This window comes from Desulfocurvus thunnarius, assembly GCF_055390965.1.
Window position 1 is genome coordinate 2,852,899 of record NZ_AP042411.1, and the last position, 21,771, is coordinate 2,874,669.

General features: G+C 70.7%; 21 protein-coding genes and 1 tRNA gene. 5 read left to right on the plus strand and 17 right to left on the minus strand.

Annotated elements, in window-relative coordinates; all coding sequences use genetic code 11:
• Positions 1-25: 25 nt before the first annotated feature.
• Complete coding sequence (locus ACZ5KV_RS12500; RefSeq protein ID WP_464239641.1) at positions 26-781, minus strand: SDR family oxidoreductase; 756 nt, start codon at positions 779-781, stop codon at positions 26-28.
• A 219-nt stretch (positions 782-1,000) separates the two neighbouring features.
• Here ACZ5KV_RS12500 and ACZ5KV_RS12505 point away from each other — a divergent pair, with 219 nt between their 5' ends.
• Positions 1,001-2,455: a sensor domain-containing diguanylate cyclase gene (locus ACZ5KV_RS12505; protein ID WP_464239642.1), complete on the plus strand. Its 1,455-nt coding sequence runs from the start codon at positions 1,001-1,003 to the stop codon at positions 2,453-2,455.
• Positions 2,456-2,492: 37 nt separating this feature from the next.
• Here the strand turns inward: ACZ5KV_RS12505 and ACZ5KV_RS12510 are convergent, their stop codons facing one another.
• From ACZ5KV_RS12510 to ACZ5KV_RS12585, 16 genes are all read right to left on the minus strand, one after another.
• Positions 2,493-3,350, minus strand: coding sequence for a hypothetical protein (locus ACZ5KV_RS12510; RefSeq protein WP_464239643.1), 858 nt, complete (start codon positions 3,348-3,350; stop codon positions 2,493-2,495).
• A gap of 203 nt (positions 3,351-3,553) precedes the next feature.
• Positions 3,554-3,751: a flagellar biosynthesis anti-sigma factor FlgM gene (locus ACZ5KV_RS12515; RefSeq protein WP_464239644.1), complete on the minus strand. Its 198-nt coding sequence runs from the start codon at positions 3,749-3,751 to the stop codon at positions 3,554-3,556.
• Between the two features lie 93 nt (positions 3,752-3,844).
• Positions 3,845-4,558 (minus strand): tetratricopeptide repeat protein, encoded by a 714-nt coding sequence (locus ACZ5KV_RS12520; RefSeq protein ID WP_464239645.1) that lies wholly within the window; start codon positions 4,556-4,558, stop codon positions 3,845-3,847.
• A gap of 232 nt (positions 4,559-4,790) precedes the next feature.
• Positions 4,791-6,083, minus strand: coding sequence for an amidohydrolase family protein (locus ACZ5KV_RS12525; RefSeq protein ID WP_464239646.1), 1,293 nt, complete (start codon positions 6,081-6,083; stop codon positions 4,791-4,793).
• A 10-nt stretch (positions 6,084-6,093) separates the two neighbouring features.
• The gene (locus tag ACZ5KV_RS12530; RefSeq protein ID WP_464239647.1) at positions 6,094-7,035 is read right to left on the minus strand and encodes an ABC transporter permease; all 942 of its coding nucleotides are present in this window, start codon (positions 7,033-7,035) and stop codon (positions 6,094-6,096) included.
• Between the two features lie 3 nt (positions 7,036-7,038).
• Positions 7,039-8,088, minus strand: coding sequence for an ABC transporter permease (locus ACZ5KV_RS12535; protein ID WP_464239648.1), 1,050 nt, complete (start codon positions 8,086-8,088; stop codon positions 7,039-7,041).
• The gene (locus ACZ5KV_RS12540) at positions 8,078-9,619 is read right to left on the minus strand and encodes an ABC transporter ATP-binding protein (protein ID WP_464239649.1); all 1,542 of its coding nucleotides are present in this window, start codon (positions 9,617-9,619) and stop codon (positions 8,078-8,080) included. Before ACZ5KV_RS12540 ends, ACZ5KV_RS12535 begins: the two co-directional genes overlap by 11 nt.
• 55 nt (positions 9,620-9,674) lie before the next feature.
• On the minus strand, positions 9,675-10,673 hold the full coding sequence (locus ACZ5KV_RS12545) for a BMP family protein (RefSeq protein WP_464239650.1): 999 nt from the start codon (positions 10,671-10,673) through the stop codon (positions 9,675-9,677).
• Positions 10,674-11,209: 536 nt separating this feature from the next.
• Positions 11,210-12,256 carry an ABC transporter substrate-binding protein gene (locus tag ACZ5KV_RS12550; RefSeq protein WP_464239651.1) on the minus strand — a complete coding sequence of 349 codons (1,047 nt, stop codon included), beginning with the start codon at positions 12,254-12,256 and terminating at the stop codon, positions 11,210-11,212.
• Entirely contained in the window at positions 12,253-13,026 is a 774-nt protein-coding gene (gene potC / locus ACZ5KV_RS12555) for a spermidine/putrescine ABC transporter permease PotC (protein WP_464239652.1), read from the minus strand. The genes ACZ5KV_RS12550 and potC overlap by 4 nt, the downstream gene beginning before the upstream one ends.
• Positions 13,023-13,901 carry an ABC transporter permease gene (locus tag ACZ5KV_RS12560; RefSeq protein ID WP_464239653.1) on the minus strand — a complete coding sequence of 293 codons (879 nt, stop codon included), beginning with the start codon at positions 13,899-13,901 and terminating at the stop codon, positions 13,023-13,025. Before ACZ5KV_RS12560 ends, potC begins: the two co-directional genes overlap by 4 nt.
• Complete coding sequence (gene potA, locus ACZ5KV_RS12565) at positions 13,894-15,003, minus strand: spermidine/putrescine ABC transporter ATP-binding protein PotA (RefSeq protein ID WP_464239654.1); 1,110 nt, start codon at positions 15,001-15,003, stop codon at positions 13,894-13,896. The genes ACZ5KV_RS12560 and potA overlap by 8 nt, the downstream gene beginning before the upstream one ends.
• A 155-nt stretch (positions 15,004-15,158) precedes the next feature.
• Positions 15,159-15,284 (minus strand): hypothetical protein, encoded by a 126-nt coding sequence (locus ACZ5KV_RS12570; protein WP_464239655.1) that lies wholly within the window; start codon positions 15,282-15,284, stop codon positions 15,159-15,161.
• A 144-nt stretch (positions 15,285-15,428) separates the two neighbouring features.
• The gene (locus ACZ5KV_RS12575) at positions 15,429-16,289 is read right to left on the minus strand and encodes a class I SAM-dependent methyltransferase (RefSeq protein ID WP_464239656.1); all 861 of its coding nucleotides are present in this window, start codon (positions 16,287-16,289) and stop codon (positions 15,429-15,431) included.
• A 121-nt stretch (positions 16,290-16,410) separates the two neighbouring features.
• Positions 16,411-16,486 (minus strand) — tRNA-Ala (locus ACZ5KV_RS12580).
• A gap of 154 nt (positions 16,487-16,640) precedes the next feature.
• A complete protein-coding gene (locus ACZ5KV_RS12585) occupies positions 16,641-17,645 on the minus strand; it encodes an HD-GYP domain-containing protein (RefSeq protein WP_464239657.1) in 1,005 nt (334 codons plus the stop codon).
• A gap of 369 nt (positions 17,646-18,014) precedes the next feature.
• On the opposite strand from ACZ5KV_RS12585, the gene mraZ reads away from it, so the two are divergent.
• Genes mraZ through ACZ5KV_RS12605 form a run of 4 tightly spaced genes read left to right on the plus strand, consistent with a single transcriptional unit; the run spans position 18,015 to position 21,768 of the window.
• A complete protein-coding gene (mraZ, locus tag ACZ5KV_RS12590; protein WP_464239658.1) occupies positions 18,015-18,476 on the plus strand; it encodes a division/cell wall cluster transcriptional repressor MraZ in 462 nt (153 codons plus the stop codon).
• Positions 18,477-18,488: 12 nt separating this feature from the next.
• A complete protein-coding gene (gene rsmH, locus ACZ5KV_RS12595; RefSeq protein ID WP_464239659.1) occupies positions 18,489-19,475 on the plus strand; it encodes a 16S rRNA (cytosine(1402)-N(4))-methyltransferase RsmH in 987 nt (328 codons plus the stop codon).
• Positions 19,472-19,780, plus strand: a complete 309-nt coding sequence (locus tag ACZ5KV_RS12600) for a hypothetical protein (protein WP_464239660.1) — start codon at positions 19,472-19,474, stop codon at positions 19,778-19,780. The genes rsmH and ACZ5KV_RS12600 overlap by 4 nt, the downstream gene beginning before the upstream one ends.
• Positions 19,777-21,768: a penicillin-binding transpeptidase domain-containing protein gene (locus ACZ5KV_RS12605; RefSeq protein WP_464239661.1), complete on the plus strand. Its 1,992-nt coding sequence runs from the start codon at positions 19,777-19,779 to the stop codon at positions 21,766-21,768. Before ACZ5KV_RS12600 ends, ACZ5KV_RS12605 begins: the two co-directional genes overlap by 4 nt.
• The last annotated feature ends 3 nt before the right edge of the window (positions 21,769-21,771 follow it).

Sequence of the window (21,771 nt, forward strand, 5' to 3'; positions counted from 1 at the left end):
GCGGGTGGGGCCCCGTGCGTTCGGCCTAGCTTTCGCGGGCCACGGGGAAGGGCCCGAAGCTCTGGGCCACGGGCATCACTTCAAGGCGGTTGATGTTCACGTGGGCGGGCAGGGAGACGGCGTAGTGGATCAACTCGGCGATGTCGTCGGCCACCAGGGGCTGCATGCCCTGGTACACCGAGTCCGCGCGGCCCTTGTCGCCCGAAAAGCGGACTACGGAGAATTCCGTGTCGGCCATGCCGGGCTCGATGTTGGTCACGCGCACGCCGGTGCCGTGCAGGTCGGCGCGCAGGTTCAGGGAGAACTGGCGCATGAAGGCCTTGGTGGCGCCGTACACGTTGGCCCCCGGGTAGGGATAGGTGCCCGCGATGGAGCCGAGGTTGACCACGTGCCCGGCCTTGCGCGCGACCATGCCGGGCAGCAGGGCCCGGGTCACGAACAGGGTGCCCTTGATGTTGGTGTCGACCATGGTTTCCCACTGGTCCAGGTCGCAGGCCTGGGCGGGCTCCAGGCCCAGGGCCAGGCCCGCGTTGTTCACCAGCACGTCCACGGCGGCGAATTCGGCGGGCAGCCCGGCCGCGAAGGCTTCCACGGCCTCGCGGCTTTGCACGTCGAAGGCCGCCGCGTGCACCGGGGCCGGGGCCAGTTCCTTTGCCAGGGCCTCCAGGCGCTCGCGCCTGCGGCCGGTGATGATGACGCGCCAGCCTTCGCGGGCGAAACGCCGGGCCATGGCCTCGCCGAAGCCCGCCGTGGCTCCGGTGATGCAGATCGTCTTGCTCATCGTCTTCTTCCTGTCTTGGATTGCTGGGGAAATGCGTTGGGCGGGGTTGCCGCTGCCAGTGTAGCGCATCGGTCCCCGATTGCAAGCCGGGCGGCCCGGGCCGTTTTCGGGAGCCCCGGGGAATCGGCGGGTTTCCGGCTTGTCGGCGGGGCGGGGAAACTGTAGGGTCCGGCCAGGGAGTGTTTTTGCCGCGCCCCTCGCGGAATCTGGAGGATTTTCTTGTCCCGTCTCTCCGTCAAAGCCAAACTCGTGTCGGCCCTTTCCGTCATCCTGCTGGTGGCCTTCGTGGCCACCAGCGTGGTCAATTACCGCGTGTCGCGCGACGCCGTGCGCGAGGAGCTGCTGACCACCGGCCTGCCGCTCACGCGCGACACCATCCACTCGGAGCTGCGCGCCGAACTGATGCGCCCGCTGTTCGTGTCCTCGCTCATGGGCACGGACACCTTTTTGCGCGACTGGGCCCTGGACGGCGAGCGCGACACGCAGAGCGTCCGCAAGTACCTGGAGGAAATCCGGAACCGCTACGGGTTCTTCACGGCCTTTTTCGTCTCCGAGGGCACGCGCAGCTACTACTACCACGGCGGGCGGCTCAAGACCATTTCGCGCATGGACCTGCACGACGTGTGGTACTACGAGTTCGTGGGCGGCGGGCGCGAGTTCGCCCTGGACGTGGACTCCAACCAGGCCGCGGGCGGCACCCTGACCCTGTTCATCAACCACCGCGTGGAGGACTACCGGGGCTATCTGCTGGGCGTGGCGGGCGTGGGCCTGAACCTGGAGGAGTTCGCCCGGATCATCCAGGGCTTCCAGAGCAAATACCACCGGCGCATCACCCTGGTGGACGAGTTCGGCACCGTCCAGCTCGGGCCGGACGCCGCCCGGATGGGCAAGGACAACATCCGGACCATGCCCGGCATCTCCGCCGTCGCCCGCGAGGTGCTGGCCCTGCGCGGCGAGCCGGCCAACTTCGAATACGTCGGGCCCGAGGGCACCGTGCTGCTGGCCGCGCGGCATCTGGACGACATCGGCTGGACCCTGCTGGTGGAGCAGGACGAGGCCTCGGCCCTGGCCGTGGCGCGGGGCAACCTGGTGCGCACCCTGGTGGTGGGTGTGGCCGCCTGGGCCGTGATCCTGGCCCTGAGCGTGGTCACGGTGAACTATTTCCAGCGCCGTCTGGTGCACATGGCCGCCACGGACCAGCTTACGGGCGCCGCCAACCGCTGGGAGTTCGAGGGCCGCTTCGGGCTGGCCGTCTCGCGCCATGCGCGCCACGGGGAGCCGTTCTCGCTGATCCTGTTCGATCTCGATCATTTCAAGGCCGTGAACGACTGCCTGGGGCACCTGGAAGGCGACCGCGTGCTCCAGGGCGTGGCCGCGCTGATCCGCGGCATCATCCGGCCCAGCGACCTGCTGGCGCGCTGGGGCGGCGACGAGTTCATGGTCCTGGCCGAGGGCGGGCTGGCCGAGGGGCTGGCCATGGCCGAGCGCATCCGGCAGGCCGTGGCCGGGGCGAGCTTCACGGGGCAGGCGGAGTGCCGGGCCGTGACCGTGAGTTGCGGGGTGGCCGAATACCAGCCCGGAGAGACGCTGGATTCCCTGACCCGCCGCGCGGACCAGGGTGCCTATGCCGCCAAGGAGCACGGCCGCGACCGGGTGGAGGCCTGCTCCGGCTAGGGCCGGTCCGGGCGGAAGTTTTTTGGGGCGTCGGCCGTCAGGGCTGGCACCTTTTTTTGCGCAGCAGGGGCAGCACGGCCAGGGCCGTGCCCGCCAGGGCCAGCAGGATGGCCGTCATGCCCACGGGTGCCCCGTGGTCCCGGGGCGCGGGCACGAGCAGCAGCAGGACCAGGGGTTCGTCGCGCAGGGGCGCGGCCACGGCCAGCAGCCCGGAGCCCTTGGGTCCGTCCAGTTCCCGCTGGGCCAGGGCCCCGGCCGCGCGGGCCTCGGCGGCCAGGGCGCGCAGGGGCCGGCCCGTATCGCCCGAGGCGTCGTCGCGGCCCGCGCCGGAAGCCGCGACCAGGGTGCCGTCCCGGGTGGCGAAGAACAGGGCCAGGCCCGGGGGCTGGTCCGCACCCTCGGCCAGGGCCCGGGGGTCCACCAGCAGAGTCAGGCGGGCCCCGCTGCCCGCCAGGGGCTGGTGCAGGGCAAGGTGCGTGGCCCCGTCCGGGCCCGGGGCGGTCGTGTTTTCGAGGGCGCCGGGCGCGGGGGGCTGCTCCAGGGCCAGCCCGGCGAAGGCCGGGTCGGCGTCGCGCAGGGCGGCGTTCAGGGTGTCCAGCCCGTCCGGGCCGTCCGGGGGCTGCGGCATTTGGGGGCCGTCGGGCCGGGAGCCTTCGGCCAGGGGCGCGACGGCTCCGGCCAGGGCCGCGCGCAGGGCGCCCAGGCGCGCGTCGGTCTGGGCCGCCAGCACCAGGGCCAGCCGCCCCCGGGCCTCCACCAGCCGCGCGGTCTCCTGCCCCGAGCGATGGCCGACCAGGGCGGCGGCCACGGCCAGCAGCGCGGCCAGCAGGGTCAGGGTCGCCGTGGGCCGCAGGGTGGACGGGGCGCTGGGGCGCGGGCGGCGGATGCGGGGCATGGCGTCGGCTCCGGGCGGGTTGAGGTCTGCGGGACGTGCGGCATTGCCGCCGGGCCACGGTTGCACGGATCGGCCCCGGGGGTCAATGCGCGGAGGGCTGGGGGGCGGGGGAAAATGGACGGCGACTCCGGAGCGGGCGGCTCCCCGGTGCCGGGCGTGGCTGCGCCGGAGGGTGCGCGCAAACCCGCAATGGGGGAGAGGGATCAGTCCTCGGCGAGGTCGCCGACGATGTTCACGCTGATGCGTCCGATGCTCGGGCGGTAGGTGCCGGACCGGATCTGGGCGCGTAACTCCTCCACGAGGGCCTTGCGGTCCTCCACGGAGGGTTCGTAGTGTTCGTCGGCGCCGTGGCCTGCCCGGGGGGGCGTGGCGCGGTCGCCGCGTTGGTCGTCGCGGTGCATGCCGTCCTTATCGGCGGCGGCGGCGCGAAGTTAAGGGGCGCGCAGGAAAGTGCAAAGATTTGTTTTCGTTGCGCCCGGGCGGGCGCGGCGGCGTCAGGGCATGGGCAGGGGCAGGGCCGGGGAAAGCTCGCTGGCCCGGGTCTCGTCTTGCCGGGCGGCGGCCTCGTCGCCCAGGGCGCGCAGGGCGCCTGCGCGGTCCTGAAGGGCGGCGCCGAGGCCGGGGTCCAGGCGCAGGGCCTCGTCCAGCGCGTCCCTGGCTTCGGCCGGGCGGCCCTGGGCCAGCAGGGCCCGGCCCAGGGCCAGGTGGGCCAGGGCCAGGCTGGGGGTCAGGGTCACGGCGCGGCGTGCGTCGTCCAGCGCGGGTTCGGGCCGGGCCAGTTCCAGCCAGGCCAGGGCCCGCCAGGCCAGGGCCCCCGAGGCCGCCGGGGCCAGTTCCACGGCGCGGCGGAAGTCGGCCAGGGCCTGATAGGGCGCGACGCCCTCCAGGCCGAGCCGCCCGCGCAGCACCAGTGCGTCCGCCAGGGAGCGCTGATCCAGGTCCTGGGAGTTCACGGCCCGGGTCAGCAGGTCCCAGGCCTCGTCCGCGTCGCCGTCCCGGGCGGCCTCGCGGCCCCGGCGCACCAGTTGGCGCGGGTCGTCGCGGGTCAGCCGGGGCGTGAGCAGGGGGATGAGCGGCGCGTTTTCGGTCATGGTCTGCGCCGGGCCCCGGGCCAGGGCGGGGGCCACACCGCATGGCGCCTGGGCCAGGAGCATCCAGGCGAAAATAGGCGCCAGCAGCAGCGCATGCGGGGCGATGGCGGGGCGCATGGGAATGTTGTGCGCCCCCGAAGCAGGGCTGTCAACCCGCGGGGCCGGGCCGCATGTCGGGGGCCGGGCGCGGCCGGGAGGATGGCGCCGGTTGGCGGGGCACGCCTCGGGGGCGAGGAGGAAGGACTCGAAGGCTCCCCCGGGCGCGCCCGGCAACCGACGCCCTAACAGTATGTCCCCGGGCGGTGCTGTCAAGGCCTTTTCTCGGAGCCCGCTGCGGCGCCTTGTTTTTTCAGCTTCTGCGCAGGGTGAAGTCCACCTCGCGCGGGGGCCGGCCGTCCAGGGTCAGGGTGGCGCGCACGGGGGGCGTCGTCGCCACCACGCGCCCGCGCCGGACCACGAACAGCCGCGCCGGGCGCAGCCGTAGGGCCTCCACGGGGTTCCCGGCCTGGAGGATCACGAAATCGGCGGCCTTGCCCGGGGCCAGCCCGTAGTCCGCAAGGCCCAGGGCCCGCGCGCCGCCGTGGGTCACGGCCTCGAAGCACCGGCCCAGGCCCGTGGTGCCCATCATCTGCAGGCAGTGCGCGCCCATGTGCGCGACCTCCAGCATGTCGTGGCTGCCCAGGGGGTACCAGGGGTCCATCACGCAGTCGTGGCCGAAGGCCACGTTGACCCCGGCCGCCAGCAGCTCGGGCACGCGGGTCAGGCCCCGGCGCTTGGGGTAGGTGTCGTGGCGGCCCATGAGGTGGATGTTGATGAGCGGGTTGCACACGGCGTGCAGCCGCGCCTCGGCCATGAGCGGCAGCAGCTTGGACACGTAGTAGTTGTCCATGGAGTGCATGCTCGTCAGGTGCGAGCCGGTGACGCGGCCCTGCAGGCCCAGGCGCGTGGTTTCGAAGGCCAGGGTCTCCACGTGGCGCGAGGCCGGGTCGTCGGTCTCGTCGCAGTGCATGTCCACCAGCAGCCCGCGCGCGGCGGCCAGCTCGCACAGCCAGCGCACGGACCTCCGCCCGTCCTCCATGGTCCGCTCGAAGTGCGGGATGCCGCCGACCACGTCCACGCCCTTGTCCAGCGCGCGGGTAAGCAGCTCCTGCCCGCCCGGGGTGCGCAGCACGCCGTCCTGGGGGAAGGCCACGAGCTGGATGTCCACCAGCCCGCGCATCTCTTCGCGGACCTCCAGCAGCACGTCCACGGCCATGAGGCTCGGGTCGGTCACGTCCACGTGGGTGCGCACGGCCAGGGTGCCCCGGGCCACGGACCAGTCCAGCAGCTCCAGGGCCCGGGCCTTGACGGCCTCGGGGGTCAGGTCGGGCTTGAGTTCGCCCCAGATGCGGATGCCCTCCAGCAGGGTGCCGCTCTCGTTCATGCGCGGCAGGCCCAGGGACAGGGTGGCGTCCATATGAAAATGCGGGTCCACGAAGGGCGGGGTGACCAGATTGCCCGCGGCGTCGATGGTCCGCGCGGCCTGGGCCTCGATGCGCGGGGCGATTTCGACGATGCGTCCGTCCGCCACGGCGATATCGACAAGGGCGTCGTGTCCGCCGCCCTCGGGCAGCGCGGCGCGGGTGACCAGCAGGTCGAGCATGGAAACCTCCTCAGCGTTCGCCCTTGCGGAAGGGCACCAGCAGCGCGGCGGGGTAGGCCGCGCGGCGCGACATGACTACCAGGGCCACGATGGAGAACACGTAGGGCATCATCAGGTAGACCTGATAGGGAATGCCCAGGCCGGACTGCTGCTGCACGCGCATCTGCACGGCGTCGAAGGCCGCGAAGAGCAGCGCACCGAGCAGCGCCTTGCCGGGCCGCCACGAGGCGAATACGACCAGGGCGATGCAGATCCAGCCCCGGCCGTTGACCATGCCGATGTAGTAGGCGTCGAAGGCGGCCAGGGTCAAGAAGGCGCCGCCCACGGCCATCAGCGCGCTGCCCGCCATGACCGCCGCGGTGCGGATGGCGTGGACGGACAACCCCTGGGACTCCACGGCCATGGGGTTCTCGCCGGTCATGCGCAGGGCCAGGCCCGCCGGGGTGCGGTAGAGCATCCAGGCCGTGACGGCAAGGGCCGCCAGGGCCAGCAGGGTCAGGGGCGTCTGGCCGAAGAGCACCGGCCCCAGGAAGGGGACGGAGGTCAGCCCGGGAATGTCCATGGCCGCGAAGGGCACGATCTTGGGCGGGGTGGTGGCCTTGGGCAGCAGCATGCGGAAGGCGAAGGACGACAGGGCCGAGGCCAGCATGGTGATGCCCAGGCCGGTGACGTGCTGCGACAGGCCCAGGCGCACGGTGAGCAGCGCGTGGAGCAGGCCCAGCGCCGCGCCCACGGCGGCGGCGAAGGCCACCGCGCCCCACAGCGAGCCGCCCAGGTACACCCAGCACCAGCCGCCCATGCACCCGGCGGCCATGATGCCCTCGATGCCCAGGTTCAGCACGCCCGCGCGCTCGCAGAGCAGTTCGCCCAGGGTGCCGAAGAGCAGGGGCGTGGCCATGCGCACGGTGGCGACCCAGAAGCCGGTTTCCAGCAGCAGTTCCAGCACGCCCACGGGCTACCTCCAGCGGATGCGCCAGCGCGGCGCCAGCATGCTCACCAGCACGGCCAGCAGCGAGAGCGCCGTGGCCACGTCGGCGATGTAGTTGGAAATTTCCAGGGAGCGGCTCATGGAGTCGGCGCCGATGGACATCACGGCCACGAACAGCGCCGCCGCCACCACGCCCAGGGGGTGCAGCGCCGCCAGCATGGCCACGACCACGCCCGAGTAGCCGAAGCCCGGGGAGAGGTCCAGCGTCAGGTAGCCCTTGAGCCCGGCCAGTTCGCTGACCCCGGCCATGCCCGCCAGCCCGCCGGAGATGAGCGCCGTGCGCAGCACCGCGCGGCCCACGGGGATGCCCGCGAAGCGGCTGGCGCGCTCGTTCAGCCCCACGGCGCGGATTTCCAGGCCCCAGGTGGTGAAGCGCATCAGCGCCCAGGTGCCCACGGCGCAGGCCAGGGCGACCACGAAGCCCCAGTGCAGGCGCGTCTTGGCCACCATGGGCGCCAGCACGGCGGCGTCGACCACCGGCGCGGCCTGGGGCCAGCCCATGGCCATGGGGTCCTTCCACGGCCCGAAGACCAGCCAGTTCACGGCCAGGATGACCACGAAGTTGAGCAGCAGGGTGGTGACCACCTCGTCCACGGCCAGACGCGTCTTGAGCAGGGTCGGGCCCAGCAGCAGCAGCCCCCCGGCCAGGGCTCCGGCGGCGAACAGCAGCGGAACCATGACCCAGGCGGGCAGGTCGAGCATGCCCGTGCCCAGCCAGGTGGCCATGACGGCCCCGGCGTAGAGCTGGCCCTCGGCGCCGATGTTCCACAGCTTGGCGCGGAAGGCCACGGCGGCGGCCAGCCCGGTGAAGATCAGCGGCGTGGCGCGGGTCAGGGTCTCGGTCAGGGCGAAGGTCGAGCCCAGGGAGCCTTTGAGCAGCAGGCCCAGGGCCCGCGCGGGCGGCGCCCCGGCCCACCAGATCAGCAGCGAGCACAGGACCAGGGCCACGCCCACGGCCAGCACCGGGGCCAGCACCGTGAGCGCCAGGGACGGCTGCTCGCGCGGTTCAAGACGCATGGGGAGCCTCGCTTCCGGGGGCGCCGTGGCCGCTCATGGCCAGCCCGATGGCCGCGGCGTCGGCCTCGTCGGGCCGCACGGGGGCGGACAGACGACCGCGGTGCATGACCTGGATGCGGTCGGCGACCTGGAAGATTTCGTCCAGGTCTTCGGAGATGAGCAGCACCCCGGCCCCGGCGCGGCTGGCGTCCATGAGCGTCTTGTGCACGAAGGCGGCGGCGCCCACGTCCAGGCCCCAGGCGGGCTGGTTGGCCAGGATGACCGACGGGCCGCCCGAAAGCACCCGGGCCAGGATGAGCTTTTGCATGTTGCCCCCGGAGAGCTGGCGCACCGGGGCGCCGGGCCCCGGGCAGCGCACGTCGAAGCGGGCGATGAGGTCGCGCGCGCGCCGACGCATGGCCGAAAAATCGAGCAGACCCCAGCGCGACCAGGGCCGTCGGCGGTAGATTTCCAGGGCCAGGTTCTCCATGACGCTCATGTCGCCCACAAGGCCGGTGCCGGTGCGGTCCTCGGGCACGCGGCCCACGCCCAGGGCCAGCATGCCCGCCGGGCTGGGCGCGGCCACGGTCCGGCCATGGACGCGCAGTTCCCCGGCGTCGGGCCGGGCCAGCCCGCTGACCAGATCGGCCAGGGCGGCCTGCCCGTTGCCCGACACCCCGGCGATGCCCAGGATTTCCCCGGCGCGCAGGGTCAGGTCCAGCCCGTCCAGCACGGGGCGGCCCTCGGCGCCGCGCAGCAGCACGCCGTCCAGGGCCAGCACTTCGGCGCCGGGCGCGCCCGGGCGGCGGCGCACCCGGGGCACCTCGCCGCCGACCATGGCCCGGGCCAGGGTGTCGGCGTCGGTCTCGTGGGTCGCGGCGCGCAGCACGACCTTGCCGTGCCGCAGGACGACGCAGCGGTCGCTGGAGGCCATGACCTCGCGCAGCTTGTGGGTGATGAAAATGACCGAGAGCCCCCGGTTCACCAGCAGCCGCAGGGTGGCGAACAACTGGTCGCTCTCCTGGGGCGTGAGCACGGCGGTGGGTTCGTCCAGGATGAGCACGCGCGTGTCGCGGTACAGGGCCTTGAGGATTTCCACCCGCTGGCGTTGGCCCACGGACAGATCGCGCACGCGGGCGTCGGGGTCCACGTGCAGGCCGAAGCGCGCCGAAAGGTCGGCCAGCCGCCTGCGGGCGGCGTTTTGGCGCAACCGGGCCGAAAACAGCGGGCGCGTGCCCACGGTGACGTTTTCCAGCACGGTCATGTTCGCAGCCAGGGTGAAATGCTGGTGGACCATGCCGACCCCGGCGTCCAGCGCCGCCCGGGGCGAGCCCGGGGGCAGGGGCCTGCCCATGACCTCCACCTCGCCCTCGTCGGCCACGTAATGGCCGAAGAGGATGTTCATGAGCGTGGTCTTGCCCGCGCCGTTTTCGCCGAGCAGGGCGAGCATCTCGCCGCGCGCAAGCTCCAGGCTCACGCCGTCGTTGGCAAGCAGCGGGCCGAAGCGCTTGGTCACGCCGCGCAGGCGCAGCACGGTCTGGCTTTCGGGCATGGTGCTCCCGGGCGCGCCGGGGCCCCCGCGCGGGGCCCCGGCCGGTCCGCGTCCGTTAGAAGGTGGACTTGGGCTCGTTGTCGTCGATGGCGATGACCAGCTCTCCGGCCAGGATGGCGGCCTCGGCCTTCTCGACCTCGGCCTTGACCCCGGCGGGGATGCGCGCGTCGAACTCGTAGTACGGCGCCAGGGCGGCGCCGCCCTTGGCCATCATGGTCCAGTCGCGGTAGTCCTCGGCGGCGAAGGTTCCGGCCTTGACGCGCTCGACGGCGTGGCCGATGGCCGCGTCCATGCTCCACAGGGCGGAGGTGACCACCACGTCGGTGCCGTTCTCTTCCTTGTTCATGTCGTTGACGTTGCCGAAGGCGATGATGCCCTTTTCGCGGGCGGCGTCCACCACGCCCGCGCGCTCGGCGTAGAGCACGTCCACCCCGGCCTCGATCTGGGCGTAGGCGAATTCCTTGGCCTTGGGCGGGTCGTACCAGGAGCCGATGAAGGAGACCTTGAACTCCACGGCGGGGTTCGCGGCCTTGGCCCCGGCCATGAAGGCGTTGAACAGGCGGTTGACCTCGCCGATGGGGTAGCCGCCGACCATGCCGATGCGGTTGTTCTTGGTCATGGACCCGGCGATCATGCCCATCAGGTAGCAGGGCTCATGGATGTAGTTGTCGAACACGGCCATGTTCTTGCCGTAGGGCCCGAAGGAGTCGCCCATGAGCAGGGCCACGCCCGGATAGTCGTCGGCCACCTTGCGCACGTCGCGGCTGATGCCGAAGGCCTCGCCGACCACCAGATCCACGCCGGACTCGCAGTACTCGCGCAGCACGCGCACGTAGTCGGTGTTGGAGACCTTCTCGGAAAACACGTATTCGATCTCCCCGGCCTCGGCGGCCCTGGTCAGGGCCTGGTGCAGGCGGGCGTCCCATTTCTGCTGGATGGGCTGGGTGTAGATGCCGGCGACCTTGATGGTCTTGGCCAGGGCGGCCCCGGGCAGGGCCAGGGCGCAGGCCAGCACCAGGGCGCAGGCCAGGGCCGTGAGGGAATGGTGTTTCATCGTCGTCTCCCGAGGGTGGTGGTGGTTGATGCTCCCGGCTGCGGCGGCGTGCCGGGGCTGCGGCGCGGGCCGCGACCCGCGTCCTGAGCAACGGGCGTGCCAGCGGCGGCAAGGCCCGCAGCAGCCAGGAAAAGCCCTCCGCCCCCCGCCGCGGGCGGCGAAGAATATGACAAAAAGCGGAAAGAAGCGCCACGCAATTGTAACCGTTTGCCGAAATTGTAAAGGAGAGCGCGGGGAAGGCGGAAGCCCGGGGCCGGTGCGCGTCTCCTGCGGGTTGATCAGCCTCCGGCGGCTCAAGGGCCACGGGCCCTTGAGAATCCCGCATTGGGTGGGCCCGGCGGCGCGCCGCCGGACCTCCCCCCGAATGGGATTCTTAAAGGCGACAGCCCTTAAGCCGCCGGAGGCTCGTCCATCCCCGGGAGCACGCACCGGCCCCGGGCTTCCGCCCTCCCCGCGCGGGCGCAGGCGGGGGCAAACCGCAGGGGCCCGCGGCGCATGCGCCGCGGGCCCCGGGGTGTCGTTCGGCGCCGGGGGGATTATTCCTCGGCGACCTTGAGCATTTCCCAGTACTTTTCGTACACGGGCAGGGCGTCGCCCACGCCGGTCTGGAACTCGCTGTTCACGAGGTCTTCGGGGCGCGGGGAGACGATGGGGTCGTTTTGCAGGTCTTCGGGCAGCAGGGCGAAGGCGGCCTTGTTGGGCGTGGTGTAGCGGAACTCCTCGGCGATGCGCGCGGCGATCTCCGGGCGCAGCAGGAAGTCGATGAACAGCAGGGCGCCTTCCTTGTTTTCCGCGCCCGCCGGGATGCACAGGCTGTCCATCCAGAGCATGGCGCCCTCGCGGGGGTAGACGTACTCCAGCTCGGGCATCTCTTCGCGGATCTGGCTGGCGTCGCCGTTGAAGATCAGCCCGGCCACGGCCTCCTCGCCGGCGAAGACCTGTTTGGCGCCGTCGCTGGTGAACACGCGCACGGCGGGCTTGAGCTCCAGCAGCCATTCGTAGGCGGCCTTGATCTCGGTCTCCTCGCGGGAGTTCATGGAGTGCCCCAGCACCTTGAGGGCCAGGCCCAGGCCGTCGCGCAGGTCGCTGGACATGACGATGCGCCCGGCCAGCTCGGGGCGCTTCAGGTCGGCCCAGGAGGTCACGGTGCCGGGGGCGACCTGGGTGGTGTTGACCATGAGCCCCGTGGAGCCCCACATGTAGGGGATGGAGTAGCGGTTGTCGGGGTCGAAGGGCTTGTTGAGCACGGTGGGGTCGAGATTGGCGAAATTGGAAAGGGCCTTGGGGTCGATCTCGGCCAGCAGGTTCTGCTCGCGCAGCAGGCTCACGAAGTAGGTGGAGGGCACCACGAGATCGTAGCCCTTGCCGCCCATGAGCTTCAGCTTGGTGAACATGGCCTCGTTGGATTCGTAGGTGGAGTAGATGACCTTGATGCCCGTCTCGGCGCTGAAGTCGTCGAGCACGCTTTGGGGCATGTAGTCGGTCCAGTTGTAGATGGTCAGGGTTTTGCCCGCCCCGGCCCAGGCCGAGGGGACGGCCACCAGGGCCGCCAGGAGCAGCAGGGCTGCGATGCGCTTGGTCATGTTGTTCTCCTCGTGCGGGTCATGGCGTGGGCCAGCAGGACGCAGGCCACGGTCAGGGTGAACATGATGGCCGACAGGGCGTTGATGTCCGGCTTCACGCCCAGGCGCACCATGGAATAGATCTTGAGCGGCAGAATCTCGTAGCTCGGGCCGGTGACGAAGAAGCTGATGAGCACGTCGTCCATGGACAGGGTGAAGCTCAGCAGCCACCCAGCGCCCACGGCGGGCAGGATCAGCGGCAGGATGACGTGGCGGAAGGCCCGCCACTCCGAGGCGCCCAGGTCGCGCGCGGCCTCCACGAGGTTCTCGTCGAAGGATGCCAGCCGTGCCAGCACCGTGAGCGTCACGAAGGGCAGGCACAGGGTGATGTGCGACACGAGCAGCGTGCCGAAGCCCAGGCTCGCGCCCAGAACCACGAAAAAGATGAGCAGCGAGATGCCCATGACGATGTCCGGCGAGACGGTGAGCACCAGGATGCTGCCCAGCAGCACCTTGCGCCCGGCGAAGCGGTAGCGGTTCAGCGCCAGGGCCGCCAGGGTGCCCAGGACGGTGGCCGCCGTTGCCGAGACCACGGCCACGGCCAGGGTGCGCAGGGCGGCGTCCATGAGCGGGCCGTTGTCCGCCAGCCGTCCGTACCATTTCCAGGTGAATCCGCGCCAGGCCGTGGAGTAGGTCGCGTCGTTGAAGGAATAGACGATGACCACCAGGATCGGCAGGTACAGGAAGGCGAAGACCAGGGCCATCCAGACGATGCGCAGCTTGCGGGTCATGGCGTGCCCTCGGCCAGCAGGTCTTCGGTTTCGTCCTCGCGGGCCCGGCGCGAGGCCACCCGCCACAGCACGATCATCACCGCCAGGGCCACGGTGAGCACCGTGCTGGCCGCGGCGCCCAGCGGCCAGTCGCGCGCCAGGAGCATCTGGTTCTTGATGAAGTTGCCGATGAGCATGGACTTGCCGCCGCCGAGCAGCTCGGGGATGTAGAACATGCCCAGGGCGGGCAGGAACACGAGCATGCTTCCGGCCAGGATGCCGGGCATGGTCAGGGGCAGGGTCACGTTCCAGAAGGCGCGCAGGCTGCCCGCGCCCAGGTCGCGCGCGGCGTCGAGCAGGTTGCGGTCCAGCTTTTCGATGGCCGCGAACAGCGGCAGGATCATGAACGGCAACAGGGTGTAGGTGAAGCCGACGAACATGGCCGTGTCGGTGTAGAGCAGGGACACGGGCCCGTTGGTCAGGCCCAGGGCCTCCAGCAGGTTGGAGAGCACCCCGCGCGATTTGAGGATGATGATTACGGCGTAGGTGCGGATGAGCGAGTTGGTCCAGAAGGGCACCACGACCATGAGCAGCAGCCAGGGCCGCGCCCGGCGGCTGGCGCGGGCGATGCCGTAGGCGAAGGGGTAGCCCGCCAGCAGGCAGACCAGCGTGGCCAGGGCCGCCAGGCGCACCGACTCCCAGAAGATGGCCGCGAAGGTCGGGTCCATGAGCCGGGTGTAGGCGTCCAGGGTCAGGCCCGGGGCGACGAAGTCCTCGGGGTGGCGCGAGAGGAACGAGACCACCAGCAGGCCCGCGTTGGGCGCCAGGGCGAAGACCAGCAGCCACGCCGCCACGCCCAGGATGCAGATGCGCCGGAAGAGCGTGCCGTCATGCATCGGGCAGCACCACTTCCCAGCCGTTGACCCAGGTCACGGCCACGGTCTCGCCCGTGGCGTAGCTGATTTCCTGGTCGTCCTCGTTGAAGTATTCCTGGGCCAGCAGGGTTTTGCCGCCGTCTTCGCCTTCCAGGCGCACGATGATGTCCACCGTGGCGCCCTTGTAGACGGTCTCCTCGATGCGTCCGGTGAGGAAGGGCCCCTCGGGCCGGTCGTCCACCGCGCGCCATACGCGCAGGTCCTCCGGGCGCAGCAGGACCTTCACGTCGTCGCCGGGGGCGAAGTCGCGGCGTGTTTCCACGGGCATGGACGACCCCTCGACCACGGCCCGGTAGCGCACGCCGTTGACCTTCTCGGCGATGGTGGCGTCCAGGATGTTGATGTCGCCCACGAAGCGCGCCACCGTGAGGTTGGCGGGGTTTTCGTAGATTTCCTGGGGCGAGCCGATCTGCTCGATGCGGCCCTCGTTCATGACCACCACGCGGTCGGACATGGCGAAGGCCTCCTGCTGGTCGTGCGTCACGAAGACGAAGGTGATGCCGAGCTGGCGCTGGAGGTGCTTGATTTCGAGCTGCATGGCCTTGCGCAGCTTGGCGTCCAGGGCGCTGAAGGGCTCGTCGAGCAGCAGCACCAGGGGGTTGTTGACCACGGCGCGGGCGATGGCCACGCGCTGCTGCTGCCCGCCGGAAAGCCGCCCCGGGCGGCGTTTGGCGAAGCCGTCCATGTGCACCGTGCGCAGCACGTCGGCCACGCGGCGGGCGGCCTCGGCGCGCCCGGTGCCCTGCATGCGCAGCCCGAAGCCCACGTTGGCCTCCACCGTCATGTGCGGGAACAGGGCGTAGTTCTGGAACACGGTGTTGACCTGCCTGCGCTCGGGGGGCACGTCGTTGACGCGGCGCCCGCCGATGAACACGTCGCCCTCGGTCGGAGCCTCGAAGCCCGACAGGATGCGCAGGATGGTCGTCTTGCCGCAGCCCGAGGGGCCGAGCAGGGTCAGAAACTCGCCGTTCTTGATGCCCAGGTCGATGCCGTCCAGGGCCAGCAGGTCGTCGAAGCGCTTGGAGACGCCCCGCAACTCGATGATGCAGTCTTGATCCGCCATGTCCGCCCTCGTGGGCCGCGCGGGCCGCTAACAGGGAATGGAAAAGGCCGCAGCCGTGCGTCGCGGTCCTTGCGGGCCGCGCGGTTCGTCCGGCCACGCCGGGGGGCGGAAAAGCGTCTGTGGGGAAGGATGGAACGGAAACGGACGCCAGCCGCCTACCCGAGGGCGTGGTCGGACCAGGGTCTACTTCCGCCCGGCCCGGCCTGCCTGGCGCCGCGCACGGCAAGGCCCCGGCGGGCCCGGCGCAGGTGGCGCAGCAGGTAGCTGGTCTGTCGTTTCATTGTCGCTCCTCGGAGGGGTAGGGCGGGGCGCCGCAGGGGCGGTCCCGTCCGCTGGGGGCCTTATGCCACGATCGCGCCGGGCTGACAAGGGGCGCCGCGGCCCCGGGGCGATTTCCGTCGTCGCGCGGGAATGCGGCGCGGGGCCTACGGCGTCCAGCGTGCCCACAGCGAGCGCGGCAGCAGCCGGGGGCTGGCGCTGTGGGCCAGGGCCAGTTCGCCCACGGCCAGGGTGCCCCCGGCGCCGGGCATGGCCCCGAGCATCAGGTTGCGCAGCATGAGCGCCGAGGCGTCGGTGTTGTACATGGTCAGGATGACCAGCCGCGCGTCGTCGGAGAGCAGTTGCCCGCAGACGGCGAGCAGGTCGGCCACCTGGGCCTCGACCTTCCACAGTTCCTTGGCCGGGCCGCGCCCGAAGGCCGGGGGGTCCAGCAGGATGGCCTCGTAGCGGTTGCCGCGCCGCAGCTCGCGGGCGGTGAACTTGGCCGCGTCGTCCAGCAGGAAGCGGACGTTGGTGTCGCCCAGGGCGGAAAGCTCCTGGTTGCGCCGGGCCCAGGCCAGGGCGGTCTTGGAGGCGTCGATGTGCGTGACCTCGAACCCGGCCCGGGCGGCGGCCAGGCTGGCCACGCCGGTGTAGCCGAAAAGGTTCAGCAGCCGGGGCCTGCGCCCGGCCAGGGGCGCGCCGTGCGCGGCCAGGCTCATCCAGTGCGGCCACTGCTCGGGAAACACGCCCAGGTGCTTGGAGGTTTCGGTGAAGCGGGCCAGCAGGCGCAGGTCGCCCAGGGGCATGGTCCATTCCTTGGGGGCGCCGGGGCGCATGGTCCAGCGTTTTTCGTCGTGCACGGCCACGGCGCGGTTCCAGTCGGCCTCGGGCAGGGCCGGGGCCCACCACGCGCGCGGCTCCCCGCGCACCACGATCACGTCGCCGAAGCGCTCCAGCTTGCGCCGGTCGCCCGAATCCAGCAGCTCGTACTGGTCCCATCCGCCAAGAAGAACTTCGATGTGCATGTTCGCTCCCGGGCCGGGCCCCGGCGGGTGCCCGCCGCCCGCGCGCTGGCGGGGCGGGGGCCGGGGCTGGGCCAACGAAAAACGGCTCGCGGCGTTTGCACCGCAAGCCGTTGAAATTTCTTGGTGGAGATGATGAGACTTGAACTCACGACTTCTGCCTTGCGAAGGCAGCGCTCTCCCAACTGAGCTACATCCCCACTGTCGTGCGGGCCGTCGGGCGCCGACGATGGAGCAGGTTTCTTACACGCAGCGCCCGGGAGGCGCAAGCACTATTTCGCGGCGCCGGGCGGCCCGGCGCGGGGGGCGGCGGCTTGCGGCGGTTTCCCCCGCGCCGCCGCCCGCTCCCGCCCGCTACCACTCGTCCACGAACACGGCCTTGAACAGCGGGGCCACGGCCTTTTCGCCGTATTTCGTCTTCAGGTCGTTCAGTTCGTTCACGGCGTCGCGGGGCTCCTTGGCCGGGGCGTAGGGGCGGGTGGTGGTCATGGCGCAGTACGAATCGACCACGGCGGTCATGGCGCCCAGGGGCGAGATCTGCCGGGCCTTGGAGGGGTAGCCGCTGCCGTCCAGGCGCTCGTGGTGCTCCATGACGGCCTGCTGCATCTCGTCGAACTTGAGCCCCAGCTTGAGGGCCAGCTTGGAGCCCAGCAGCGGGTGCAGGTTGACCTTGGAGTGTTCGTCCGGGGTCAGGGCCTTGGGCTTGTCGCGGATGAAGGCCGGAATCTTGGACATGCCCATGTCGTGCAGGAACAGGGCCAGGGCCGTCTTGTCGTACACGCGGCGGTTGAAGCCGCCGGGAAATATCTTGTTGAACAGCCACAGCCCGAGCACGCCGCAGTTGTAGGAGTGCCGGGCCAGGGTGTGCTCCTTGTGCAGGCGGCGCACCAGGGCCTTGGTGCGGTTCTTGTCGTTCCACAGGTATTCGGTGAGCACCATCACGTCGTTGTAGAGCTTGGTGAACACCGGGGCCACGGGTTGCTCGAAGAATTCGTCGATGCGGTCGGTCAGCGCGTAGGTGAAAATCTCGGCGATTTCCGATTCCTTGAGGTGCTCGTCGACCAGCACGAGGTCGAGCTGCTTGGCGATGTGCTTGGAGTAGATGGGGTGGTCGGTGCGGGCCACGAAGAGGTTGCCCTCGGCGCACATCGCGGCCACCTGTTCCTGGGCCTCCTTGTCCAGGCGCTCGTCCTGCTTCTTGTAGAGCAGGATTTGCGCCGTGTCCTCCTTGAGGCGGTACAGGTTCAGCGGGGGGCGGAACTTGGGGAAGCTTTCGAGGATGTCGGGACTGATCTGGTAGTATTCCTCGTCCAGATTGTCCACGATGCCGCTCTTGAGCTTGCTTTTGACAGCGCACATGATGCCCGACCTCGATGTGGGGCGCCGTGGCCCGTTCTGGGCGGCGCATGGTTCTTGCCCGGCGCGTCCGGGGCATGTTGCGGGCCGCTTCGGCCATGCAACGCGGGGCCCGGGTGCCGCGCGGCGGATGCAAACGCGACTGCCCGGAGCCCGGGCTGCGGGGAAAATCGCCCGCCCTGCGGGCACAACGGGAGACCTGTTTCGTCCCTTGGCTTTTTTTCCCCAGCGGCGTCAAGCCTTTTGCTCCAAAGTGTGGGGTATTTTCTAGAAAATCTCTAGAAAAATCTTACAGGCCGTGGTATTTTCCCCTTGACACCTCTACGACCCCTGGTGGTAATTTGTGGTAAATTGTGGGACGAAGTGAGGGAAATGTCCAAATTCAGAGGCCACTCCTACCGCAGCCTGGACCCCAAAGGCCGGCTGATGATTCCCCCGGAATACAGGGAAGCCGCGGCTTCCATGGGTTCCGAGGGCGTCCTCATGCTGACCAATTTCGACGGCTGCGTGGTGGCCTATCCGCTGCCCGAGTGGGAACGCATCGAGGAGAGCTTCAATCGCGTGAACGTGCTGGACAAGCGCCTGCGCAACTTCCAGCGCTTTTTCCTCTCCGGGGCCGTGGAGGCGCAGTTCGACAAGCAGGGCCGGGTGCTCATCGCCCCCCACCTGCGCAGCTACGCGGGGCTGGACAAGGACGTTGTCGTGGCCGGAGTGGGCCGCAAGTTCGAGATCTGGAGCCAGACGACTTTCGAGGCCAAACGCCGCGAGATGGAGGAATCCTTCGACGGCGACATGGCCGAGTTGGCCGAAAAGGGCTTCGAGCTGCGGCTCTAGGTGGAGGCGGGGATGACGGAATCTGGCAAGGACCCCGCCGCACTGCACGTCCCGGTACTGTTGAAAGAGGTGCTTGAGCACCTGCGCCCCGGGCCGGGTGGCCGCTATCTGGACGGTACCCTGGGCCTGGGCGGGCACACCAGGGCCATCCTGGAGGCCGCGGGCCCCGGGGCCGAGGTTCTGGGCCTGGACCGCGACGCCCAGGCCCTGGAACTGGCCCGGGAGCGGCTGGCCCCCTACGGCGACGCCGTGCAGTTCGCCCTGTGCCGGTTCAGCCGGCTGGACGAACCCCTGGCCGAACTGGGCTGGGACGGCCTGGACGGGGCCCTGATCGATATCGGCGTGTCTTCCTTGCAGCTCGACGACCCGGCGAGGGGTTTCAGCTTCATGGAGGACGGGCCGCTGGACATGCGCATGGGCCTCGCCGACGGGCTGGCCCCGGCGTCGGCCATCGTGAACGGGGCCTCGCTGGAGCGCTTGAAACAGATAATCGGACGCTTCGGCGAGGAACCCCAGGGCGGACGCATCGCCCGGGCCATCGTCGAGGCCCGCCAGCGTGGCCCCATCCGGACCACGCGGGAACTGGCGGTCATCGTTGAAAACGCCTACCCGGCCAAGCTCCGGGCCACGGCGAGAAACCACCCCGCGACCCGGACCTTCCAGGCCCTGCGCATGGAGGTCAACCGGGAGCTGGACGAGCTTCAGGAATTCCTGGACCGGATACTGCCTGTCCTGAAGCCCGGCGCGCGAGTGGCGGTCATCAGCTTCCATTCGTTGGAAGACCGGATCGTCAAGCGCGCGTTCAAGCGGGAAGCCTCGGGGTGCCTGTGCCCCCCGGAGCAGGTGGTGTGCATCTGCGGGCATGTCCCGCAATTGAGAATAGTGACGGCAAAGCCCGTCGTCGCCACGGCGGACGAGGTGGCGGCCAACCCCAGGGCGCGCAGCGCCAAGCTGCGGGTGGCCGAGAAGCTCGCTCCGGGCGGCGGAGAGCGCCCATGAGCGGCGCGCGCTGGGCCGGGGTGCTGGCGGCGCTGCTGCTGCTGGCCCTGGGTCTGGGGCTTGGGGTGGTCTGGTGCGGTACCGAGCGCTACGACCTCGCCTACAAGCTCACGGCCCTGCGCGCCGGGCTCGACGAGCGCGAGGAGCTTGTGGCCAAGCTCGAAGTGGAACGCGACAATCTTCTTTCGCCCTATCGGCTGCGCGAAAAGGCCCGGGAATTCGGCCTGGGCCCCGCCAGCCAGGGGCGCATTCGCAGGATGGACGCGCCCCCGGCCGGGGCGCCCGGAGGCACGGAGCAGCAATGACCACCCGCTACACGCCGCGACACACCAAGGTCCACGACTGGGCCGCCGTCAGGCTGGTGGTCGTGGCCGTGTTGTTCGGCCTGGCCGGGGTGGTGCTGTGGGCCCGGGCCTTCCAGGTCCAGGTGCTCATGGGCGACGAACTGGCCGCCCGGGCCGAGCGGCAGCATCTGGCCGCCGAGTCCGTGAGCGGGCCCCGGGGCCGGATTTTCGACAGCCGGGGCCGCGTGCTGGCCAAGAGCGTGCGGTGCGCTTCCGTCTTTGCCCGGCCCATGGAGATCCACGACCCGGCGCGCACGGCCCGCGAGCTGGCCCGGGTGCTCGGCGTCAGCGCCCACGACGTGCAGGCCCGCCTGAGCGCGCGGCGGCCCTTCGTCTGGATCGCCCGCCAGGTGGCCGACCGCGAGGCCGCGGCCGTTGCCGCCCTGGCCCTGCCCGGGGTGGGCACCATGGAGGAATTCAAGCGCCTGTACCCCAGCGGGCATCTGGCCGGGCAGCTTCTGGGCTTCACCGGCCTGGACGGCGCGGGCCTGGAAGGCCTGGAGCGCGCCCTGGAGGAGACCCTGGCCGGGCGCAGCGACAGGACGGTGGTCCAGCGCGACGCCAGCGGCCGCAGGCTGCTGGACGGCGACGAGCCCAGCCGCGCCTCGGTGCGCGGCGGCGACGTGCGCCTGACCATCGACGCCGACATCCAGGCCATGGCCGAGCAGGCCGTGGCCGGTGCCGTGACTACCTTCCGCGGCAAGGACGGCATGGGGCTGGTGGTCCACGTGCCCACCGGGGACATCCTGGCCTGGGCCGTCTACCCGTTCTTCAACCCCAACGTCTATTCGAGCTACCGGCCCGAGGCCTGGCGCAACCGTATCGCCCTGGACGCCCTGGAGCCCGGCTCGACCTTCAAGCCCTTCGTGCTGGCCGCCGCCCTCCAGGAGGGCGTGGTCCGGCCGGACAGCGTGTATTTCTGCGAAAACGGGCGCTTCGAGATGCCCGGGGCCGTGATCCGCGACACCCACGACTACGCCGACCTGCCCGTGACGCACATCCTGCGTTACTCCAGCAACATCGGCATGGCCAAGATCGGCCTGGAGATGGGCGCCGGTAAACTTTACGGCTACCTGGACAGCCTGGGCTTCGGCCAGCGCACGGGCCTGCCCCTGGCGGGCGAGGCCAAGGGCATTCTGCGCGCCCCCGGCGCCTGGCAGCGGGTGGACCTGGCCAACGTGGCCTTCGGCCAGGGCGTGGCCGTGACGGCGCTGCAGGTGGCCCAGGCCTACCTGTGCCTCGCCCGGGGCGGGGTCACGGGGGCCCTGCGCCTTGTGGCAGACGACGGTGCGGCCCCCGAGCCGGGCCGCCGCGTGTTCTCCGCCGAGGTCACGGAGCAGATTCTCTCCATGATGCGCGACGTGGTGCAGGCCGACGGCACGGGCACCCGCGCGCGCATCGAGGGCATGACCGTGGCGGGCAAGACCGGCACGGCCCAGAAGGCCTCGGCCGCCGGCGGCTACGGCAACGACCACGTGGGGTCCTTCGTGGCGCTGCTGCCGGGCGAAAGGCCCGAATTCCTGGTCATGGTCATCGTGGACGAGCCCGCGCCGCAGCATTACGGCGGCGTGGTGGCGGCCCCGGCGGTGCGCGAGATCGCGCTGCAATCCCTGGCCTACATGGGCCGGCTCCCCGAGCCCGCCGCCCAGGCCCGGGCCGCCGTCGGCGACGGAGGGTTGACCGATGAGGACGTTCGCAGACTGGTTGATGCGATTGGCGCGGGAATCGAAAATCCCGCTGTGGCCCTTCAGGGAGCCGAGTCCGTTCCCGACGTGGTCGGCATGTCCCTGCGCCGCGCCGTCGAACTGCTCGCCGGGGGCGGAGCCGTCCCCGAGGTCCGGGGCAGCGGGCTCGTGGTCCGCAAACAGAGCCCCGTTGCGGGGAAACCCTGGCCCGGAACGGGCGACCGCTGCGTGCTCTGGCTCGACGCCGCGCAGGACAGGAGCTGAGAC